This window comes from Verrucomicrobiota bacterium (assembly GCA_021294815.2).
Taxonomy (GTDB): domain Bacteria; phylum Verrucomicrobiota; class Verrucomicrobiia; order Opitutales; family LL51; genus LL51.
Genome location: CP095464.1, coordinates 197,632 through 217,162 on the forward strand (window position 1 = coordinate 197,632; position 19,531 = coordinate 217,162).

Consider the following 19,531-nt stretch of genomic DNA (forward strand, 5'->3'; position numbering starts at 1 on the left):
CGTTGTCAACCCAGGAAAAATGCATCTGTTGTTTTGTATGAGCTGAAATTTAAAAATTGCACTGCTATACTCCCCAAATTTGGGATTCTCATTGACATTTATTCTCATCATCCTATCCGTCGGCCACTGTATGGGTGGGCGTTTTTTGAGAAGTGTTCTTGTTGCAGTGGCATTTTTTTCTAGTCTGGTTTACAGTTTACGTGCTTCTACTTCCTTATCGGAGGAATTGGATCCTGCATTCGGCAAGATCTCATCATCCGATGAAAAAAACTCTTGGGTTTCCCATGAGGAAATTATGTCTCGTAAATTGCGCGAGATATTGGGAGTCATTGATGAGTTGGGAACCCAACGGGTCAGCATTTTTATCGATATCGACGATACGTTTTTCCTAAGAGGTTCAGACTTTAACTCCATTCAGCGTCGCGGTAGTTTTGAAGGTGTTCGGATGCTTTACCCAGATCTTTTCAATTGCATTAAAAAACTCAGTGAGCATCCCCGTATCGATGTGCATTTTTTGACCAATTCGAGTCCTTGGCATGCGTTTGTTTTGGGACGTCGACTTGTGTTTTCTCCGTTAGAGTTCTCGCCCTACGATCAGTGGAACGTTTTTGACGAAAATACTTCCTTTAGTCAGGTTCGGATTCAGGCAATCCATACAGTTGGCCCCTCTTTTGGGCATAATGCGGGACAACCGGCACGTGTCATTGCACTCGAATGGGCACCCATATCGTCAGAAGATTTTTCTAAAGCATCGAAAATTCTCGTCACTGGGATCGACTTCAAGGGAACTGTTAATGGGAAACCAGAGCATCTCGAGATCGATGCTGCCTCCGAAATTTTCGCCTCCCAAGTCCCTGTCGAAGAAGCGGATTTGGAGCACCACGCACGGATTCTACGCAAACGTACAAAACCAAATGCGCCATCAACTTTCTTCGAACTCGCGGCGCTTACCGTCGAACAGGCTGGTATCATTTTTTATATTATCGTCAATGAACGCTACGCTAATGACAAAGCGCGCTCTTTGATCTCCTTCTACAAGGAACGATATGGCGATGACGACAATCGACCGGCCGTGATTAGCATTGATGACCGCCAAGACATCCTAGATGACGAAGACAAGCACTGCCAGGCAGTCGGTATTCCCTTCTTTTCGATTCGGGCGTTTTGAACGAGAAGCCTCTTTTCTCGCTTAAGCCCGATTTTGTGCCGAGAAAACCAAAAAATTCACGGGAAGTGGAAAATTTTTCGCTTTCATAAACGGTTTACATTGACAGCATCCCACAGATGTTTCGCTCGAGATGCATATGGATCGGTATCGGATACTTTGGATTAGGTTAGTGATGGTATGGGTGTGCAGTATAAGTTCTCTTTTTGGTTCTTTACGAATATCTTCTGCTCCTGTTTTTCGCCCTCAATATGACGGTGCCTCAATGCAAAAGACCTCTAGTGGACGCTTTTTAAGCGATCACGAGACCCACGGCAATACTCCATGTACGGTTTTCTCTGCCTATTCGGAAGACGATATGCTTTGTCAACTCGAAGCGGCGATCGATTGTGCGCACCAATCTAGTAACCGAGACATGCTGATCGTCGTCGATGCCCGTGCATTAATTAAGGACCGCGCGGACTACGAATCCTTTCTGGCAACGGGAAGTAATGCCATGTTGTTGCCACGTTTTTTAGATCTCAGCAAACACTTGCAAGAATTGAAAAAAGAGGGCGCACAAATCCTCATTATTTCTCATCGTGAAGATTGGGAACTGCGGTATTCGCACACTCAGATTACACTCAAGGAAAAGCATTTCAAAACGCAATTTTCCGCCGATGCCAATCCTTGCACGATCGAACATTTGGCGTCTTCTGTCTGCTCCTATGCCCGGATTTTTGCACGTACAATGTTTTGTTTTGGTCTATCCAATGGGAATCTCGCAGCTCGACTCTTACCTCCGATTGTCAGCGATATCGAATACGACAATGATCGCAGCGATCTCTACACGGAAAAATTGGACTTCGAAGCTCCGGAGTTTCACTCTTCCCTTCTAGGGCTTTTCAAAAAAGAAGAGGTTACTTCCGGGTACATACCAACTCCGTTGAAGATTTTCCGTCGTCCCAGGGCAATGGCTAAAGATACCCCACTCACGGAAATTATTGGATTTCCTGTCGCAATAGGCAACGTGGTTTTTGCAAATTTCATCCAAGAATGCTACAAAAACCGAGATGACTTGGTTCTCGAATCTTGTCTAAAAGCTTTATCGGGTACTCCCCGAGATTTTCGGGAAAATAAAAAGAAATCTTCACCTTATGTTTCTACAAGGAGGAAACACCCCGCCGAGCAGGAGTTTATTATTTTCATTAGCGTCGATTCTATTGCATTGCAAAGCGCGGGCCAGTGGTGTAAGGAGCAAAATCGCCCATTTGTCGGGATTAAAACTCCAGAAAAAACTACTCAAAGCCTTGCATCTTGGTACTAGCGATGGGAATTCTTTTGTTATTGAAGAAATTTGAAGGAGGCTATCATGGTCTTCTTCGCTCATGCACTGCAAAGCGTACGATTCGGTAATTATTGGTGCGGGTCTTTCGGGGTTGGCTGCAGGGATTCGTCTCGCCCAATTCGGTAAGAATGTCCTTATTTTAGAGAAACACAGCGTCATCGGAGGTCTGAATAGCTTTTATTCGCGCTTCGGACGAAAGATCGATGTCGGGCTCCATGCCATTACAAATTTTGTCAAAAAAGGTATTACCGGTTCGCCACTTTCTAAGCTACTACGTCAGCTAAGGATTCCCTATGATTTGCTAGAACTTTGCGAACAAAACCGCTCAAAAATCATCCTTGGCGACAAAACGCTAAAGTTTAGCAACGATTTTGCTTTGTTTGAATCGGAGGTCGCGCGATGCTTTCCAGACTCCGTTGACCGATTTCGAAAACTCGTCGAGGAAATCAAACGTTTTCACCCCTACAAAGACTCTCCCCTGCAAGATACTTCTACTCGGGAGATGCTCTCGCAGGCGCTCAATAATCCCGAGCTCGAAGATGTTTTGCTGTTGCCAATACTTTATTACGGTAGTGCTCGAGAAAATGACGTAACCTGGAAGCAGTTCGTTATCCTTTTCCGCTCGATCTTTTTAGAGGGATTCGCGCGTCCATTTGAGGGAATCCGCAAAATTCTTCTGCTGTTAATGCAAAAGTTTCAAGAATTTGGCGGCGAAAAACGCATGCGCAGCGAAGTACAGTCGATTGATACCGATCACGGTACGGTCTCCGGCGTTACGCTCACCGACGGCACATCCATCCGCTGTAACAACATTCTATCGACAATCGGATACCCCGAAACAGTCAAACTGTACAACCAGACGCAATTTTCTCAAACCCCCAAAGGGCAGCTCGCGTTTTGTGAAGCGATTGCTATCTTCGATCGGCCACCGAGTCATTTCGGTTGGGACGATACGATTGTTTTCTTCGAGCAAAACCCACACTTTGCTTACAAAAAGTCGACAGAGGAGGTCGGTCTTTCTTCAGGTGTTATTTGCCTCCCCAACAATTTCCGCTACACCGATGGGCACGCGATGTCAGAAGGAACGTTGCGCGTCACAGCGCTTTCGAACTACGATAAATGGAAGTCGTTGCCATCGACAATGTATCAAGCCATAAAACAACGTTGCTTCGACCAGCTCATCCACCAAGCGGTTAAGATCCTTGGCGAAACCCGTATCTCTTTTGAAAATTGGAAACAACACCTTCTCGATCAGGATTTTTTTACTCCGCTGACGATTGAACGCTTTACGGGCCGCGTTAACGGCGCGATCTACGGTTCTCCCCAAAAAATTTACGATGGGGTTTTGCCGATTAAAAACCTATTTTTATGCGGGACAGACCAGGGATTTTTAGGGATTATTGGTGCGATGTTGAGCGGTATTTCAATTGTCAACCAACACCTTTTGCGCCCCTAGGCCATGAACTACCCTGCAATCGTCCGAACACTCGCCTATATTGCACTCGTCTTATCGGTTTCGTTCGCCATTTGCGCTGGCTGCGACGTCTATTTTTTTGGAAATATCAATGGAAAAGATTGGCTTCCTGCGATCGAAATCACGGCAATTGTTTTTGTTATTTTTTTCATTTTTTCTATTCATCGCAAGCCGGAGCTCTTCCGTCGTGAATCGATTGCCATCGTCGGTCTCTCGTGGTTATTTGCCTGCGCTTTGGGTATGCTCCCCTATCTTTTTGTCGCCAAGCTTTCTTTTTGCGACGCGTTTTGGGAAGCGACTTCGGGAATTACGACGACTGGGATGACGGTTTTTTCGCATCCAGAAACAATCGGTCGAGGCATCTTGCTGTGGCGGGCACTCTCAACGGCTATTGGAGGCCTCGGATTTGCGGTCTTCTTTATCGTTTTTACACCTTCCGTCGGGACTACGGCTAAACAGATCTTCGCGCAGGAATCCTCTTACGACGTAGCAGATTTCGACGCGGGAAAAATGCAGAGCAACGTTCGACCTCTTTTGTATGTTTATCTCACGCTCACGCTCGCCTGCTTTGCGCTTTTTCTCATTTTCGGCATGTCATTCTACGATGCGCTCTGCTATGCACTTTCGACAGTCGCAACGGGTGGATTTTCAACACATACCGAAGGGTTCCAAGCATTTCAATCACCCTTTTTGCCGTGGATCGCCGCCTTTTTTATGATCTTAGGTGGACTCAACTTTTTTTGCTTCATTGCACTAGCTCGGCACCGATACGATAAGATTCGTGAAAACAGCGAGATTAAAATTTATTGCCTTCTGGTGCTGCTCTCTGGCCTTTTTGTCTATGTTGCCCAACGCGTAAATGGATCGCCCTTATCATTGCAAGAGGGTTATTTCCATGCAATTTCAACACTTTCAACCTGCGGGGCGACGCTTAGTGATACTGCGATCATTTGGACCCCCGTGAACCAGATGTTGCTCATTTTATTAATGTCGTTTGGGGGGTGTGTTGGTTCGACTGCTGGCGGCCTCAAGGTTGCGCGCATTGGTATCTTTTTCAAAGCACTCACGCATACGCTTTTGTGCAGTTTTCGTCCCCAACGCGTCCAAAACATTTACTTTAACCATCGGCGCATTGACAATAATGACCTCAGTAGCACGTTACGCTTCTGCATCTTTGCCTTTTTTTTCACGATTCTTTCTGCCCTTGTATTGCTAGTACTGGAACCTAAATTGGATTTCGCCAACGGTATCGCGACAGCCGTCGCATTGGTTTCGAACTCCGGCGTTATCGCGACGTCTTCGCCGCCGGACTTTAGGCTTTTTAGCGACCTTACTAAAATTGTGGCCGCGCTCATGATGATTTTAGGGCGTATCGAATTTTACGCGCTGATTGTTCTTCTCGCGCCCCAGTTCTGGAAAAAATATTAGGCGCTTTGGAACCGGAATTTGATAACTTTTTTGATTGGCGATCCGTAGCTCGGCGCGCCACCCAATGTTTCTTACCACGCATTCGAATGCCCGGTAATTCGTGGCAGCAAGAGCGTCTTTGTCTCGCGTGCTCCGGAGGTGCCGATTCGGTACTGCTAGTATTAATTTTCGCAGGAACCTTGCCGCCGAAACAGCTGGCAATTCTGCATTACAACCACAATACTCGGGATAGAGAAACTGACGCCGATGCCGATTTTGTCCAACAACTCGCCGAAGCGTTACAAATTTCGTTTTTTGCAGAGAAACGCACATCTGGGATTCAAACGGAAGATACTTTACGTCGTGACCGCTACGCTTTTTTCGCAAAAACACTTAAAAAAATCGGCAGTCATTACCTTCTAACCGCGCACCATGCTAATGACCTCGTGGAAACAATGTTGATGCGCCTCATCCGCGGTAGTTCTGAAATTGCTGCGCCTAAAAATTGTCAAAAATTCGGCGATCATTTTCGTGTACACCCTCTGTTGGGAATTCGAAAACAAGAAATTTTAGATTTTTTGACCAAAAATAAAATCCCATGGCGCGAAGATCCGAGTAATCACAGCCTCAACTACCTACGCAACAGAATTCGACAGCTTTTGACGAATTTCGATTCAGCGGCACAACGCACGCACTGGGAATCGGGATTTGTTTTAGCACACCGGTACCTCGAGGAAGATAGCGCCTGTCTCGACGCACTCGCCCAAAGTTGTGTTCAGAACGGTACTCAACTCGACCTTCGGGAAGTCCCTTATCCGGCATTAGCTCGCCGCGCAATTCATCTTTGGCTTCGGCAGCCGATCTCACGCACTTGTTTCGAAAAAATTCTTACCCATCTCGACTCCAAAATCCCCTTTCGCATCACGCTTAACCCTCATTTCGAGCTCGTCATCCAAAATCGCATCATAACGAAAAAAATTTTTCGACTTTCGGTACCTTACAAATTCACGAATTGGACGACCGGAACGCTTTATCTTCCAACGGGATATCGCTTGATACGCAGTAATAGCACTCGCGAACAAATTTTTACAGAATCGCAGCTCAATCGGACATGTGTTTTTTTAGATCCCCAATACTGTTCCCATATTACCGTTCGGACTTGGCTTCCCGGTGACCGTTATCGTCCCTTCAAAAGTCACGAAAAATCGCTTAAAAAATTGTTTTCCGATCAAAAAATTCCGCGAGAAGAACGCCATCAATTACCGGTGCTCTGTGATTCCAAAGGACGGATCCTTTGGGTTCCGGGGTTTCCGCCTGCCGACTTTGCTCAGGTCCGTGGTGAATTCGCCCAAAAATTCACTTTTTCGTCGACATAAAATAAAATTTCGATGCGCTTAGGCAGCGTTTAAGCATGGCTACGCCTAGTCCGAAAAAAAACAACAGCCCCCTGCGATCACTCCTCATTTGGGGCATCGTTATTCTCGCGATGTGCCTGTTGTGGGACAATTACCAGTTTGCGATCTCGCGGCACCAAGAGTGGACCGTTGCTCAGGTTATCGAAGCATCGCGTGATGGTCGCATAACGGAAGGATACATCAAGTCAGACCCATCAAAAGGCGAAAAGTGGCATGTGATTTACGGCAAGGCGCGTTTGACGCAACCCGTTATCACTCTCGATGGAACCCCTCGCGACCACGTTAACTTTATCGCAGAAGGCAAGTTGACAAGCCAGCGCTTTGAGGATCTCATCCAATCGTCACCGGTATGGAAAGAAGTCGCTAATCATAACTTTTGGACCTCCGTTTTTGTCAGCGTTTTACCACTATTGCTCCTTATTTTCTTCGCTTATTTCTTTATCTTTCGGCAAATCAAGAACGCGAACCGTACGACCATGATGTTTTGGAAAAGTAAGGCCAAAATGGTCAAAAAGGAGGAACTGAAAAAGACATTTAAGGACTTTGCGGGTTATGAGGAGGCGAAGGAGGAAGTTTCCGAGATTGTCGAATTTTTAAAAAATCCCCAAAAGTTTCGCGATATTGGCGCTAAAGTTCCGAAAGGCTGTCTACTGGTAGGGCCCCCAGGAACCGGAAAAACGCTCCTCGTAAAGGCGATTGCGGGTGAGGCCAATGTCCCCTTTTTTAACACAAGCGGCTCGGATTTTGTCGAAATGTTTGTTGGCCTGGGAGCAGCACGTGTCCGCGATACTTTTGATCAAGCTCGAGCAAATGCTCCATGCTTGATTTTTATCGACGAAATCGATGCCGTTGGACGTAGTCGTGGCGCTGGGATCGGCGGTGGTAACGACGAGCGCGAACAAACCTTAAACTCGCTATTGGTCGAAATGGACGGGTTTAGCGAAAATAGCGGCGTGATTGTTATCGCGGCAACAAATCGTCCCGATGTTTTAGATAGTGCCCTCCTCCGCCCGGGTCGCTTTGATCGCCGCGTCACCATTGATATGCCGGATCTCAACGGCCGACTTGAAATTCTCAAAGTGCACGCAGAACGTTTTAAACTCAAACCCAATGTCAGTTTAAAGGAAATCGCTCGACATACTGCGGGATTCGCTGGCGCGGATCTCGAAAATCTCCTCAACGAAGCCGCCCTACTTGCAGCCCGCTTTAACCATAAGGCTGTCGATCGGCGCGAAATTGACGAAGCTTTTGATAAAGTCGCCTTCGGCCGTGAACGCCGTAAGCTCATGGACGCGAAGGAGAAAAAGGTAACAGCGGTCCACGAGTCCGGCCATGCGATCGTTCAGGCACTCATCGACGAGGGCAATATGCCAGTCCACAAGGTGACAATTCTCCCGCGAGGTCAAAGTCTCGGCAGTACCATGATGCTTCCGAAAAAAGATATTCTCAACCACACGAAAACCGAACTTCTCAACGAGATTTGTTGCTGTATGGGCGGCCGCGTTGCCGAAGAAATCGAGTTCAATGAGCTTACAACTGGTGCGGTTGCCGATATCAAGACGGCGACTCAGACGGCCCGCCGTATGGTTTGCGATCTTGGAATGAGTGACCTCGGCGCGATTGCATATGGTGAAAACCAAGACCATGTATTTCTTGGCAAAGAAATTGCCCGGAATCGAAATTATAGCGAGCTCACAGCGCAAAAGATCGACCACGAGATGAACCGCATTCTCCAAGAACAGTACGCGCGCGCTAAAGCAATTTTGACGGAACATTATCCACTCATCCAACAACTCGCCGACGCATTATTGAAGTACGAGACCATCGAAGGTCGCCATGTTTATGAGCTGGTAAAATACGGCAAATTCCGTTCCAAACTTTCCTCTGCGCGATACCGGAATCCCCCGAAAAAGAAGATAACAACCGCTGCAGATCCTGAAAATAAACCGGAATCACCTGCTCCTGAATCGAAATCCGACAACAAAAATTCATCGAAAAATATGGACGAGAATAACGGCTAGAGCTGAAGGATTCCAGTAAAAATATGTAGACAATTCGTGGATGTTTTTCATAAAAGGGCACCGTGGAGCCGTCGCAAACAGACATCGGGGCCGTGAGCCTGTTCGTTCAAGTCATTGTGTACATGTACATCATGCTCTATCCACCGATTGCCGCAGTAATTCTCCTCGGCATGTCCAAGAGCAATACGGTTGGCGAGCGTTTGGCTGCTGCTCGAAAAGTGTGTTGCATCGCGGGTTTGCTACTGTTTACATTCGCTTTCTTCGGGAACCTGATTCTCGATTCGATTTTTCACATTTCAACGGAGGCATTTCAGGTCGCGGGCGGATTGTTGTTGTTAACAAGCGGTCTCTCGATGTTGCTTTCTAAACCGGCTGATACAGAGACGGAAGAAGCGGCGCCGGCGGGCAAGTTAGAAGCATGTATCGTCACACCCCTGGCAACACCGCTGTTAGTCGGGCCCGGTACCATCGCTGCGACGATCGTTAAAATCGCGAATCTTCCCGAAGGTTTGAGTTGTCGGTTGACATTTTACTTAGCACTAGCGACAACATTGGTCTTGGTTTACCTTACGTTTTATTTTGCCTGCAAATTTTCAAAATACCTCACGCCGGCGCTTTTGGGCGGATTTGAAAAAATTGCGGGTTTTATCGTTGCATCGCTTGCCGCCAGCCTTCTCTTAGCCGGTGCATCGGGATTTTATAAATCCCTATCTACCAAAGTCCATGAACAAAATACCAGTGACCTCTACGGAGAATCGGTTGTTCAGATGGTTTTAATAGAATCTGATAACGCGCATTTAGGTTAATGTTAATTCATCCAGACGCTCTTTCTTCTGCCGACTTGTTCACATTTGACGAACGGGGAATTTTTACTAGAAAGTGCCCCTACTGGGGATGGGAAGGCGTAGGTTTGGAAGATGCTTGATCTTGTGTTGTATTCTCGGGCATATCGGTCCGTGTTGCGCACATAGAAACCGCGAAAAATATGGCCACTCAGGTACGCCTACAATAAGAAAAGCGAACACGGAAAATGTAGAGCTGTCGGTGCCCGACGATGTCGATGCACAGCTGCTAAAAGCCCGAAGTCTACTGATTGCGAAAAAATTCGATGGGGCAAAGCAGACAATCGAAGAAGTCTTGAAAACCGATCCGGTCAACGAAAAAGCCCACGTTATCGCCGAATATATCCAGAAACACACAGAACAATCCCCCACTTCGCGTCGTCAAATCCGGGTCCAACTCCTCGATGATGTGGAACATTCATGGCAGCGCTCGCCAAATACCCCGCCCCTGCCAACGCTTTCTGAAGAGAAACCCATCCTCGAAGAAAGCAGCCTACTTCAACGGCTCAACGAAATTGTCATTCCGACCATCGCCTTTCACAACACGCCCCTCACGCAGACCATCAATGCGCTCATTGGTTTATCTGAGCAATACGATCCCCAAAAACGTGGGATAAATATGCTCGTCGTCCTCGCACCAGGCATACCGGAACCAACGCTCACCTTGAGTTTGAAAAATATGTCGCTGGATAAGATTTTAAATTTTATCGCTAAGGCGAGCGCGTACCAGTACGACGTCGAAGATGATGTGATCGTTTTTCGAAAAACTGAAAACGCGGTTACCGAACACCTCCAAACGCATTTTTTTAAAATCTCACGCGCTGCTGTCGTCCGTATGACAGGCCTCGCGACAGGAGACCCTATCAACCAACCTTCTGTTGCCCAAGAAGAGCAACTTATTAAGGCGTTTTTTCAGAAGGCCGGTGTTCACTTTAGTGCGGGCACCAACCTTGCCTTCGACGGTGCGCAACTCATTATAACACAGACACCGCGCAACATCAAACATGTTCGCGATATTTTGGCCAAGTATGCGGAGACGAAACAGGTTGAGATCGAAGCGAAATTTATCGAGGTTCAGCAGGGCGTTCTGGATGAGCTCCAATTTGGCTGGAATTTTTCCAATAACACGCCCCTCAATAAACACCTCCAATCCATTTCCTTATCGACCTCCTCTAACAATCAAAATAACAACTTACGGACACTCAACGAGGCTTTTAACGTTAAAAGCGCATCGAGTAGCGAAGGGAAAATTGTCATTGGCAACACCTCCAATGCGGGCGGAAATGCACAAGAATTGACATTTGCCAACCCCATTCCGTCGCTTCCCGGCGGTGCGAATCTTGGGGTTATGGCCTCGGATTTTGCCAAAATTACCGGTGTTATCAGTGGGAAACTCGACCTCGCCCTCACGCTACGGGCACTCGAACAACATTCGGGAACCGATTTGATGAGCGCCCCTAAGGTCACCGTGCTTTCCGGACGAACGGCAAAAATTACCGTCGCGAAAGAATTTATTTATCCCAAAACCTACGGTGCGATCTCTTCGGAAGTCGGGACAGGAGACCACGACTCCGCCGGAGTAACTATTACAGCGGGAACGCCTAGTGACTTCGAAACGCGTAACATCGGCGTCGAAATGACCGTAACACCCATTATCGAAGAGAACGGTTGTATTAGCATGCGATTGGAACCGCGCGTCACGGAACTCGAAGGGTTTATCGAGTACGGTGGTCGCAGTGTGGCGATCCAAGGGAACACATCAGTCGATGTTCCACCGGGATTCTTCCAGCCGATTTTTTCGACCCGTCAGATCCAAACTGAGGTCACGATTTTCGACGGCGCAACAGTCGTAATGGGCGGGCTTACGCGCGAAGAGGTCAAAGAGGTCCACGATAAAGTACCCATCCTGGGCGATATTCCGCTACTTGGGAAACTATTTCGCTCTAAAGGCGAGACTAGTCAAAAGAAGAATCTCTTGATTTTTGTGACAGCCAATATTCTCACACCAAGTGGCGCACCGATACGGCAACAGACTCAACTGACTTCTGAAACTTCTAACGATCACGATAATTGACCTAAAAACTCATCCTCAGACCAAACCGGAATTCCTTGTTCTTGCGCCCACAATAATTTTTGACCGGCATCTTCACCGGCAATCACGACATCTACTCTCTTCGACGCCGTTTGCGTAACTGTGCCACCTCTCTGTATGATCGCAGCCTGCGCTTCATTCCGCGAAAAGCGAAACAATTTACCGGTTAATAAAAACACTTTTTGGGAAAATGCTGGGTGATTTTGTACTTCCTGCTGCTGAAACCGGAATGGAATCGCACACATCGCGTGGATAAATTCCGACGATTCTTTGAAAAAGGTCACAATACTCTGTGCGATTTTTGTTCCGACCCCATCGACAGCACTGAGATCTTCCTCCGAAGCCGCCAAAAAAGCGTCTTGAGAAGCGAAATGTTGCGCCAAATCGTGGGCCGTCTTAGCTCCGACAAGCGGAATTTCGAGCGCATTAATCCAGCGATCCAACGTCGTGTGATAACTCTTTTCGATACTCAATAAAAGCCGATTCGCTGACTTTTCTCCAAAATTCGCTAAATGCAACAAATCCTGTTTTTGTAGCCGATAAAGGTCGCTGCCCTCGCGTATTTTTCCTTGTTCGACAAGTTGCCGTACGATGGATTCGCCAAAGCCCTCGATATCGAGTACCGGCTTAGATGTGAAGTAAACAATGCGTTGAATAATCTGTTCCCGGCAGTGATTTTTATTGGGACAGCGCCACATCACCTCACCCTCGTCGCGCACTAACTCGGTACCGCAACAAGGACAATGTTGTGGGAAATGAAAAGGTAACACTCCCTCTGGACGACGCTCTTTGACGACCGCGACAATTGCAGGAATGATCTCCCCCGATTTTTCGATACGCACGACATCGCCTTCACGGATATCTTTGGCGGCAATCTCATCGGCATTATGCAGCGTCGCCCTCGCGATGGTCGATCCCGCGAGTTGGACAGGAACAAGCTCGGCAACAGGTGCAATCACTCCCGTCCTTCCAATTTGTAGCGTAATTTTTTTTAGAACGGTCTCCGCGCACTCAGGCTCAAACTTGTATGCAAACGCCCAGCGGGGCGCCTTCGCCGTATGCCCTAACACCGCCTGTTGTGCAACCTCGTCCACCTTGAAGACGACGCCATCGGTGTGGTACGGGAACTGCTGACATTCATGGTGAAGCTGCTCTATGACGCTTTCAAGCGCATTTAAATCCGATAAAAGGTGATAGGCATCCTGCGATGCGAAGCCTTGTTGTTTAAAAAAAGCATACATCTCGTGCTGGCGTGTAAAAAAATTTCCCGCACCGATGCCGTAGGTTAACAAACGAAGCGGGCGCGACCGAACGACCTCGCTGTCCATCAATTTTAACGTCCCTGATGCCAAATTACGCGCATTAGCAAACATCTCCTGCCCCGCTTCTCGCCGCGCCTGGTTAATCTGCTGAAAAACCGATTCTTCAATATAGACCTCTCCACGGACTTCTAGTAATTCCGGGACATCGTGTAATGTCAACGGCAGCTCCTCGATTGTTTTGACATTGTCCGTCACGTCATCGCCCTCAATGCCATTACCGCGTGTCAAAGCATATGCCAAAGTCCCATGCTCGTACACTAAATTGACTGCAAGGCCATCGATTTTGGGTTCCGCCACATACGTAACTTTTTCGACGCCGAGATTTTTACAAATTCGCGCATCAAATTCTCGAACTTCGTCGAGATTATAGGTATTTTCGAGACTTAACAGAGGTACCGTATGTTTTCGCGTCAGACGTATCCCGCTGCGGTCATCGCCGACGCCGATCTGCTCTAGTTCCGGAATTAACCGCTGTTCGATGTGCCGTAACTCATTTTTCAGGCAGTCGTACTCGAAATCCGAAATCTCCGGCTTTGATTCCTTGTAGTAGAGGCGGTCGTGGCGCTCAATCGCCGTCCGGAGTTGCTCCCACTGCTTCTGGAGCTTGCGCTTTTCTTTAGGCGTCATCTCACGCCCCAAGTAACTTTCCTGGCACCAGATAGTTCAAAACATAGTCTTGGACTGCTTCTGCGAGCGGTGTCGTTGGTGTCGTATAACCAATATTACGTAGTTTTTGAATATTACCGCAGGTGTAGTACTGGTACTTCGCGCGGAGTGACTCCGGCATATCAATATATTCGATTTTAGGCGGTAAGTTCAAAGCGCTAAAAATTGGCGACACCAAATCAACCCACGTGTGTGCAACACCGGAACCGAGGTTATAAATACCGGCGGTGGGCTCGCCGTCGACAAATTCTGGAACATCGCCGAGAAAAATCGTCATCGCGACCGCATCTTTCACATACAAAAAATCGCGTTGTTGTCGGCCGTCGAGATAATCCGGATGATAACTCTTAAACAACTTTACACTACCAGTCGCTTGGATCTGATGGAATCCACGACGAACCATACTTTCCATCGGACCCTTATGATCTTCATTGGGGCCAAAAACATTAAAATACTTCATGCCATAAATCGGCAACGCACGACGCCAGGCATAGATATCAAAAAGCTGCTTGGAGTAACCGTACGCGTTGAGTGGGCGCAACTGGTCGATGCAAAGCTCATTGTCATCCATTCCGTCTTGACCGTCACCATAAGTCGCGGCAGAGGATGCATAGACGAAACGGATCCGGCGTGAAACAGCAATCTGTGCAAGTTTTTTAGTAAAATCAAAATTGTTCTGCATCAGGTAGCGTGCATCGGTCTCCGTGGTGTCGGCACACGCCCCGAGATGAAAAATTGTCCGAATTTCCTCGGCTTCGGGTGTTTCGAGATATGACCAAAGGTCATCCGCATCGACAAAGTCGCTAAAACGCAGTGGAATAAGATGTTTGTAACGGTCATCGCGCCCCAACCGATCGCATACAACAATCGACTCGATCCCGAGATTATTCAATGCCCAGACCAGTGCGCTCCCAATCAACCCGGCACCACCAGTGACTAAAATTGTTCCCTCATGAATGCTCATTTTTCACCTGCTGTTTCTCGTATAATTTTTTGTAAAGGGTTGTGTGCGCGAGGAGTTCGCTGTGGGTTCCCCGTTCAACGATCTCGCCGTGATCAAAAACAAGCGCTTCATCAATCATGGACATCATACTAAAACGGTGCGAGATCATAATGACGGTACGATCCGCTGCAATGGCCTCTACAGCCTGGTAAATCGCATGCTGGCTCTCCGAATCCAACGCCGACGTCGCCTCATCAAAGATCAAAATCTTACTGTTTTTCAAAAAAACACGCGCCAATGCAATCCGTTGCCGTTGACCACCACTGAGACAGCTCCCACTTTCCCCGACGATCGTGTCATAACCCTGCGGTAATTGAGCGATAAAGTCGTGAGCGTAGGCCGCCTTGGCCGCCTGCACAACCGTCTCATAAGATGCTTTAGGATTTCCCCAAATGATATTATTAAATACCGTATCATTGATAAGTGCCGGGTCTTGCGGGACATAACCAATCTGCTCACGAAGGTCCCTTTGTCGCAATGAGCGAAGATCAATATCGTCAAGAAATACCGTGCCCTGTTGTGGATCATAAAAGCGCAGGATCATGTTGACAAAAGTCGACTTCCCCGCGCCACTGCTACCGACCAGTGCGTATTTTTCCCCGGGATTCAGTGTGATATCAATATTTTTTAATGCGGGCTTTTTCTTCCCGTAAGAAAATGTAACGTCTGAAAACTTAATTTCGCCACGGCATTGCTGCAACTTAATAGGATTTTGGGGATCGCAAATCTGCTCTGGTTCGCCTAAAATCGACTCAATTCGATCGACGGCCCCCATACTTGTCTGGATCTCGCTGCTGATCACTCCCAATCGTTTCAAAGCATCATAACCGAAGTAGAGCGCCGTCGCTAAGGACATAAAAACCTCCAACGAAAGCCCTTTCCGATAGGCGTAAAACATCGTAAATCCCACACCCGCAGCCGAGAGAATTTCAACCATTGGCGTCACAAACAACTGGTATTTAACAACCTTCAGGTACGCATTTGCAAAATTGCGACACGCCAGACGATAGCGTTCAGTCTCCGCTTGTTCGAGGCAAAAAGCACGCACTTCCTTTAACGCTGCCAAATTGTGGTTTAATTTATCAATCACATTGGCAACACGGCCCTGCATTTGCTCGGACTTTCGCCGTAACCGTACTCCAATGCGCCGGATCGGGAAAATAAACGCCGGTAATGCCGACAGAAACAATAACAACGCAATTAGATCCCGCTGCTGAATACACAAATACGCCAAATACCCCGTCGCGCCTAAAAGAACCATCGGTTGCGTTACGATATCTTCTGCGATATTCACAATCCCCGTCTGGATCATAGTACTTGCATCGATAGAACGCGAAATAACTTCTGCCGGCGGATAATCATTAAAAAAACCGAGGTGGAGGCGCTGGATTTTTTGGAAAATTTCCAGGCGGAGGCCTTCGACAATTCGCTGCCCACAGGCCGCAAAGTAGTAAGAACTCAAAAACCCCGAAATGCCCCGGACTAACATCACAAAGACCGGTAAGAGCGTCAGCACGACGAGCATCGACGTTGGAATTCTCGTATCTCCAAAGAGATTTTTGGAGGAAAATTCTAAAATGATCGGGATCCCAAACCCACTCGAAATCCCGTACAAAATACCAGCGAGGATGGCAATCCACACCTGCCCCTTTGCGTCGCGCAGATACCGCAGGTAGCTCAATAGCCGCCGTGGGCTGGCAGAGCACGCTCTCATGATTGCGAGCATGCGAGATTTCCCCGTACGTCAAAGGTTAAAAGACCATTGGTCGCGTAATTCACGAAATTTTGGCGTCAAAATCACCCGCTTTATCGCTTCGTTGAGCGTTTCTCGCCAAGGGTTATTGGGCAAAATTCGAAACGCGAGTTCCTTACGGATCCCGAGCGACAGATACCGAAGACGGGGATCCTGCGCGAGCCAATCCTGCGCCGTAAAATGGTCGACGAGTGCATAATCGAGGTTTTTGCCCTCCAATTCCTGTAAAATGTATTGTCGAAGCGTCTTGAGATCATCACAGACCACAATTTTGGCATCCTGAATCTGGGCCGAACGGATAAATCGCTCGGCAGAAGAATCGCGTAATACCCCGATGCATTTCCCCGTAAAATTCAGCTTTTTTGACGGTTTTGCTGTTGTATCTTGACTTTGGATCTTAAGAAAAACCGCACCAAGATCTGTTGATACAATGCCGCTCGTGTAATCTTTAGCATCTTCATCGCACCAATTCGAACCCAAAACAACATCGATGGAGTGATCCTGTAACTTCTGGGCTACCTCGGCTGCTGAAATCGCCACAAAATCGTGTTGAAACGCCCCCTCTTGCGCTAAAAGTAAAAAAACATCGATCTCGAACCCGGCAAATTCATGACCACGTTGTTCACAGAACGGCAAGTTGTGATCGAGTACGCCGACACGGAGAACCTTTTTCGCCTCGGTATTTGGAGCTGCTTGTTGTTGCGATACCCGTTGAGGAAGTAGGCGCTCCGCAAGCTTCGCAGCCGCATCGATTTTTTGGGAATCTAACGTAATTTTGAATCCCTCGGTGTTGGCTTTTTGGTGGCTTAAATCGTGGCGCTCGTGATAAGAAAAAAGCGCATCGGCAATCGCTCGCGCGGCATTGACGTGTTTCGCTTCGATCGTCAGACTGGTGGGTTCTTCTTGCGCTGTTCCGAGCTCCGAAGACGGCCCTGATTGCCCACAACAAAGCGGTATCCCTAAAAAAATTCCTAGCAGCCCCACCATCCATCCACGCATAGGCTCTTTCTGTAATCTTACTGCGTGATGTCAATGTTTTAGGTCTGGAAGTACGCGAGCTCCGCCCATTGTCCAAGCACCCTCGTATTCAAAAAATAAGAATCCCAGTACTGCTTGACGAGCGGTGTAAATACCGCCTCAACCGCCGAAGCCTCTTCTTTTAAAATCCCGCTTAGCGAAAGGCAGCCATAGCGATTGACAGTGTTGACTAAAATCGATGCGTGTTCGATCAGTACGGACGCAAGGACATTCGCCATGATGAGGTCGCCCTGACGGCCTAAAATGCCCGCCTTGAGGTCCGCGGTCCGGAATTCGATTCCTGGCGTCTCGTTAAGCACCGCATTGCTGCGACTGACCTGGATCGCATCTGGATCGATATCGAAGCCATACACGCCTGCAAACCCAAGTTTTGCGGCCGCAATCGAAAGAATTCCTGAGCCACAACCGACATCAATCGCCTGCTTTAAAAAAAGATCTTTCGAAAATAATCCCTTGTAATCCACCGCACGCGATAGGCAAAGGCGCGTCGTCTCGTGCATCCCCGTCCCAAACGCCATTTCTGCGTCCAGAAAAATGCCAAAATCGCCCGAGGGGATTTCATAAGTGTCACGCTCCCAAACAGGGACTATGTGAATGGGCCCAATACGAACTGGATGAAGATACCGCTTATATGCGTCTTTCCAATCACAAGCCTCGACGGGCTCGACCACTAAAGATTTTTCTTTTAGTGCAGGATAGAGAACCTGTAATTCCACCCACGCGGGCTCGTAATTCTCGTCGAAATAACCACACAGTTGGCAGGCAGCATCAGTCTTTTCGATGGTCCAATTAGGCTGCTCATGCACCTCCAAGAGCTGCGACAACTCCGTACATTCTTGGGTAGATAACGCTAAAAAGACCTTATTCATCTTCTAATTGCTGTACAAAGGCTCGCGGGTCGGGTGCATGAAAAAACGCACTTCCTGCGACGATGATACTGGCTCCCTGCTGGATACACATTGGAGCAGTCCTGAGATCCATCCCTCCATCGACCTCGATTGGAATTGTCGGATCACTTTCGTGGATTTTTTGAATTTTTTCGGCAACCCCTGGAATAAACGTCTGTCCCGCGAAGCCCGGATGGACGCCCATCACAACATAGTAATCCGGATAGTAAAGTATTGCGGTCTCGACGGGAGTTTCCGGATTTACTGCCAGTCCCGCGAGCAATCCAAACTGTCGAATTTTTGTTAATGATTTTTGCGGATCATCGGACGCTTCGATATGAACCGAAATCCGATCAGCGCCAACCTGAGCAAAAGATTCGATAAAATTTTGAGGATGCTCTAGCATTAAATGTACCTCGAACTTCAGATTTTTTTTATATGGCAACAGACGTCGAACTGTTTCCGGGCCTAGCGCTAAATTCGGTACAAAATGTCCATCCATGACGTCGATGTGTACCCACGAAGCGCCACTGCGATGGATAACTTCGAAACTAAAACGTAAATCGGAAAGATCTCCCGCAAAAATCGACGGTGCGACGATAACCATTTACCAAGCGTGTGACACAATTCCCGCGATCGTTGACGCGATGCGCCAAGATAGATATGCCATATTCTGGTCGCGTGCGGTTTGAAAACTGTCCTGTTTTCCCAGATCGACCTCAGAAAACGTCGACTGGTCGGATAAAACATTTCCCTCCGCGTCAGTTAATGTCCAGCGGGCCACCATTTTTTGTGACCACGCCAGCGCTTCATCCTCGTCAAAAGGATCATCAACCGATGTACCCTGGGTAAATTCTGTAACTTCAACCTCTAGATCCGGTACGTTTTCCGAATACGGTACCACCTTTATCGAAGTTTTTTCCTGGAATGCTCTAAAGAGCGCCGTTGTTAACGATTCCGCGAGCCTCGGTGCTGTCGAGCTATTTTTGACGGGAGCGATATAAATCGACGCGATGGGACACGAATCCTGTCGGGTGTAATGCTGACAGCCCGCTAGCACAAACCCTGCAATCCACAGGGCACATTGTTTACAGAACCACGACACGTTCATCCCAAAAA

The 19,531-nt window shown here is 47.9% G+C and carries 15 protein-coding genes; 8 read left to right on the forward strand and 7 right to left on the reverse strand.

Annotated features, from left to right (window positions below; translation table 11 throughout):
* Positions 1 to 130: 130 nt before the first annotated feature.
* The 8 genes from LW808_000825 to LW808_000860 all read left to right on the forward strand — a co-directional run bounded on the left by LW808_000825 (position 131) and on the right by LW808_000860 (position 11,725).
* A complete protein-coding gene (locus LW808_000825) occupies positions 131 to 1,168 on the forward strand; it encodes a hypothetical protein (GenBank protein ID UPA28598.1) in 1,038 nt (345 codons plus the stop codon).
* A gap of 262 nt (positions 1,169 to 1,430) precedes the next feature.
* On the forward strand, positions 1,431 to 2,471 hold the full coding sequence (locus LW808_000830) for a hypothetical protein (protein ID UPA28599.1): 1,041 nt from the start codon (positions 1,431 to 1,433) through the stop codon (positions 2,469 to 2,471).
* A gap of 61 nt (positions 2,472 to 2,532) precedes the next feature.
* Positions 2,533 to 3,948, forward strand: coding sequence for an NAD(P)/FAD-dependent oxidoreductase (locus tag LW808_000835; GenBank protein ID UPA28600.1), 1,416 nt, complete (start codon positions 2,533 to 2,535; stop codon positions 3,946 to 3,948).
* Between the two features lie 3 nt (positions 3,949 to 3,951).
* A complete protein-coding gene (locus tag LW808_000840; GenBank protein UPA28601.1) occupies positions 3,952 to 5,394 on the forward strand; it encodes a hypothetical protein in 1,443 nt (480 codons plus the stop codon).
* 86 nt (positions 5,395 to 5,480) lie between these two features.
* The gene (gene tilS, locus LW808_000845; GenBank protein UPA28602.1) at positions 5,481 to 6,749 is read left to right on the forward strand and encodes a tRNA lysidine(34) synthetase TilS; all 1,269 of its coding nucleotides are present in this window, start codon (positions 5,481 to 5,483) and stop codon (positions 6,747 to 6,749) included.
* Between the two features lie 35 nt (positions 6,750 to 6,784).
* Complete coding sequence (gene ftsH, locus LW808_000850) at positions 6,785 to 8,809, forward strand: ATP-dependent zinc metalloprotease FtsH (GenBank protein UPA28603.1); 2,025 nt, start codon at positions 6,785 to 6,787, stop codon at positions 8,807 to 8,809.
* A 92-nt stretch (positions 8,810 to 8,901) separates the two neighbouring features.
* The gene (locus LW808_000855) at positions 8,902 to 9,615 is read left to right on the forward strand and encodes a hypothetical protein (GenBank protein UPA28604.1); all 714 of its coding nucleotides are present in this window, start codon (positions 8,902 to 8,904) and stop codon (positions 9,613 to 9,615) included.
* Positions 9,616 to 9,853: 238 nt separating this feature from the next.
* Positions 9,854 to 11,725 carry a hypothetical protein gene (locus LW808_000860; protein UPA28605.1) on the forward strand — a complete coding sequence of 624 codons (1,872 nt, stop codon included), beginning with the start codon at positions 9,854 to 9,856 and terminating at the stop codon, positions 11,723 to 11,725.
* Here the strand turns inward: LW808_000860 and ligA are convergent.
* The 7 genes from ligA to lptE are packed head-to-tail and all read right to left on the reverse strand — an operon-like array spanning position 11,713 to position 19,523.
* A complete protein-coding gene (ligA, locus tag LW808_000865) occupies positions 11,713 to 13,692 on the reverse strand; it encodes an NAD-dependent DNA ligase LigA (GenBank protein UPA28606.1) in 1,980 nt (659 codons plus the stop codon). The genes LW808_000860 and ligA overlap by 13 nt on opposite strands.
* 1 nt (position 13,693) lies before the next feature.
* On the reverse strand, positions 13,694 to 14,695 hold the full coding sequence (gene rfaD, locus LW808_000870) for an ADP-glyceromanno-heptose 6-epimerase (GenBank protein UPA28607.1): 1,002 nt from the start codon (positions 14,693 to 14,695) through the stop codon (positions 13,694 to 13,696).
* On the reverse strand, positions 14,682 to 16,448 hold the full coding sequence (locus tag LW808_000875; protein ID UPA28608.1) for an ABC transporter ATP-binding protein/permease: 1,767 nt from the start codon (positions 16,446 to 16,448) through the stop codon (positions 14,682 to 14,684). The genes rfaD and LW808_000875 overlap by 14 nt, the downstream gene beginning before the upstream one ends.
* Positions 16,449 to 16,478: 30 nt before the next feature.
* Positions 16,479 to 17,486, reverse strand: a complete 1,008-nt coding sequence (locus LW808_000880; protein UPA28609.1) for a transporter substrate-binding domain-containing protein — start codon at positions 17,484 to 17,486, stop codon at positions 16,479 to 16,481.
* Between the two features lie 38 nt (positions 17,487 to 17,524).
* Entirely contained in the window at positions 17,525 to 18,394 is an 870-nt protein-coding gene (locus tag LW808_000885; protein ID UPA28610.1) for a 50S ribosomal protein L11 methyltransferase, read from the reverse strand.
* Entirely contained in the window at positions 18,387 to 19,019 is a 633-nt protein-coding gene (gene rpe / locus LW808_000890) for a ribulose-phosphate 3-epimerase (GenBank protein UPA28611.1), read from the reverse strand. The genes LW808_000885 and rpe overlap by 8 nt, the downstream gene beginning before the upstream one ends.
* A complete protein-coding gene (gene lptE, locus LW808_000895) occupies positions 19,020 to 19,523 on the reverse strand; it encodes an LPS assembly lipoprotein LptE (protein ID UPA28612.1) in 504 nt (167 codons plus the stop codon).
* Between the last annotated feature and the right edge of the window lie 8 nt (positions 19,524 to 19,531).

Excerpts from the sequence above, each read along its gene's own strand:
- LW808_000880 (UPA28609.1), bottom strand. The coding sequence starts at position 17,486 with ATGCGTGGATGGATGGTGGGGCTGCTAGGAATTTTTTTAGGGATACCG.
- ligA (UPA28606.1), bottom strand. The coding sequence starts at position 13,692 with ATGACGCCTAAAGAAAAGCGCAAGCTCCAGAAGCAGTGGGAGCAACTC.
- ftsH (UPA28603.1), top strand. The coding sequence starts at position 6,785 with ATGGCTACGCCTAGTCCGAAAAAAAACAACAGCCCCCTGCGATCACTC.
- LW808_000875 (UPA28608.1), bottom strand. The coding sequence starts at position 16,448 with ATGAGAGCGTGCTCTGCCAGCCCACGGCGGCTATTGAGCTACCTGCGG.
- LW808_000825 (UPA28598.1), top strand. The coding sequence starts at position 131 with ATGGGTGGGCGTTTTTTGAGAAGTGTTCTTGTTGCAGTGGCATTTTTT.
- rpe (UPA28611.1), bottom strand. The coding sequence starts at position 19,019 with ATGGTTATCGTCGCACCGTCGATTTTTGCGGGAGATCTTTCCGATTTA.
- LW808_000840 (UPA28601.1), top strand. The coding sequence starts at position 3,952 with ATGAACTACCCTGCAATCGTCCGAACACTCGCCTATATTGCACTCGTC.
- lptE (UPA28612.1), bottom strand. The coding sequence starts at position 19,523 with ATGAACGTGTCGTGGTTCTGTAAACAATGTGCCCTGTGGATTGCAGGG.
- LW808_000830 (UPA28599.1), top strand. The coding sequence starts at position 1,431 with ATGCAAAAGACCTCTAGTGGACGCTTTTTAAGCGATCACGAGACCCAC.
- LW808_000835 (UPA28600.1), top strand. The coding sequence starts at position 2,533 with ATGCACTGCAAAGCGTACGATTCGGTAATTATTGGTGCGGGTCTTTCG.
- rfaD (UPA28607.1), bottom strand. The coding sequence starts at position 14,695 with ATGAGCATTCATGAGGGAACAATTTTAGTCACTGGTGGTGCCGGGTTG.
- tilS (UPA28602.1), top strand. The coding sequence starts at position 5,481 with ATGCCCGGTAATTCGTGGCAGCAAGAGCGTCTTTGTCTCGCGTGCTCC.
- LW808_000885 (UPA28610.1), bottom strand. The coding sequence starts at position 18,394 with ATGAATAAGGTCTTTTTAGCGTTATCTACCCAAGAATGTACGGAGTTG.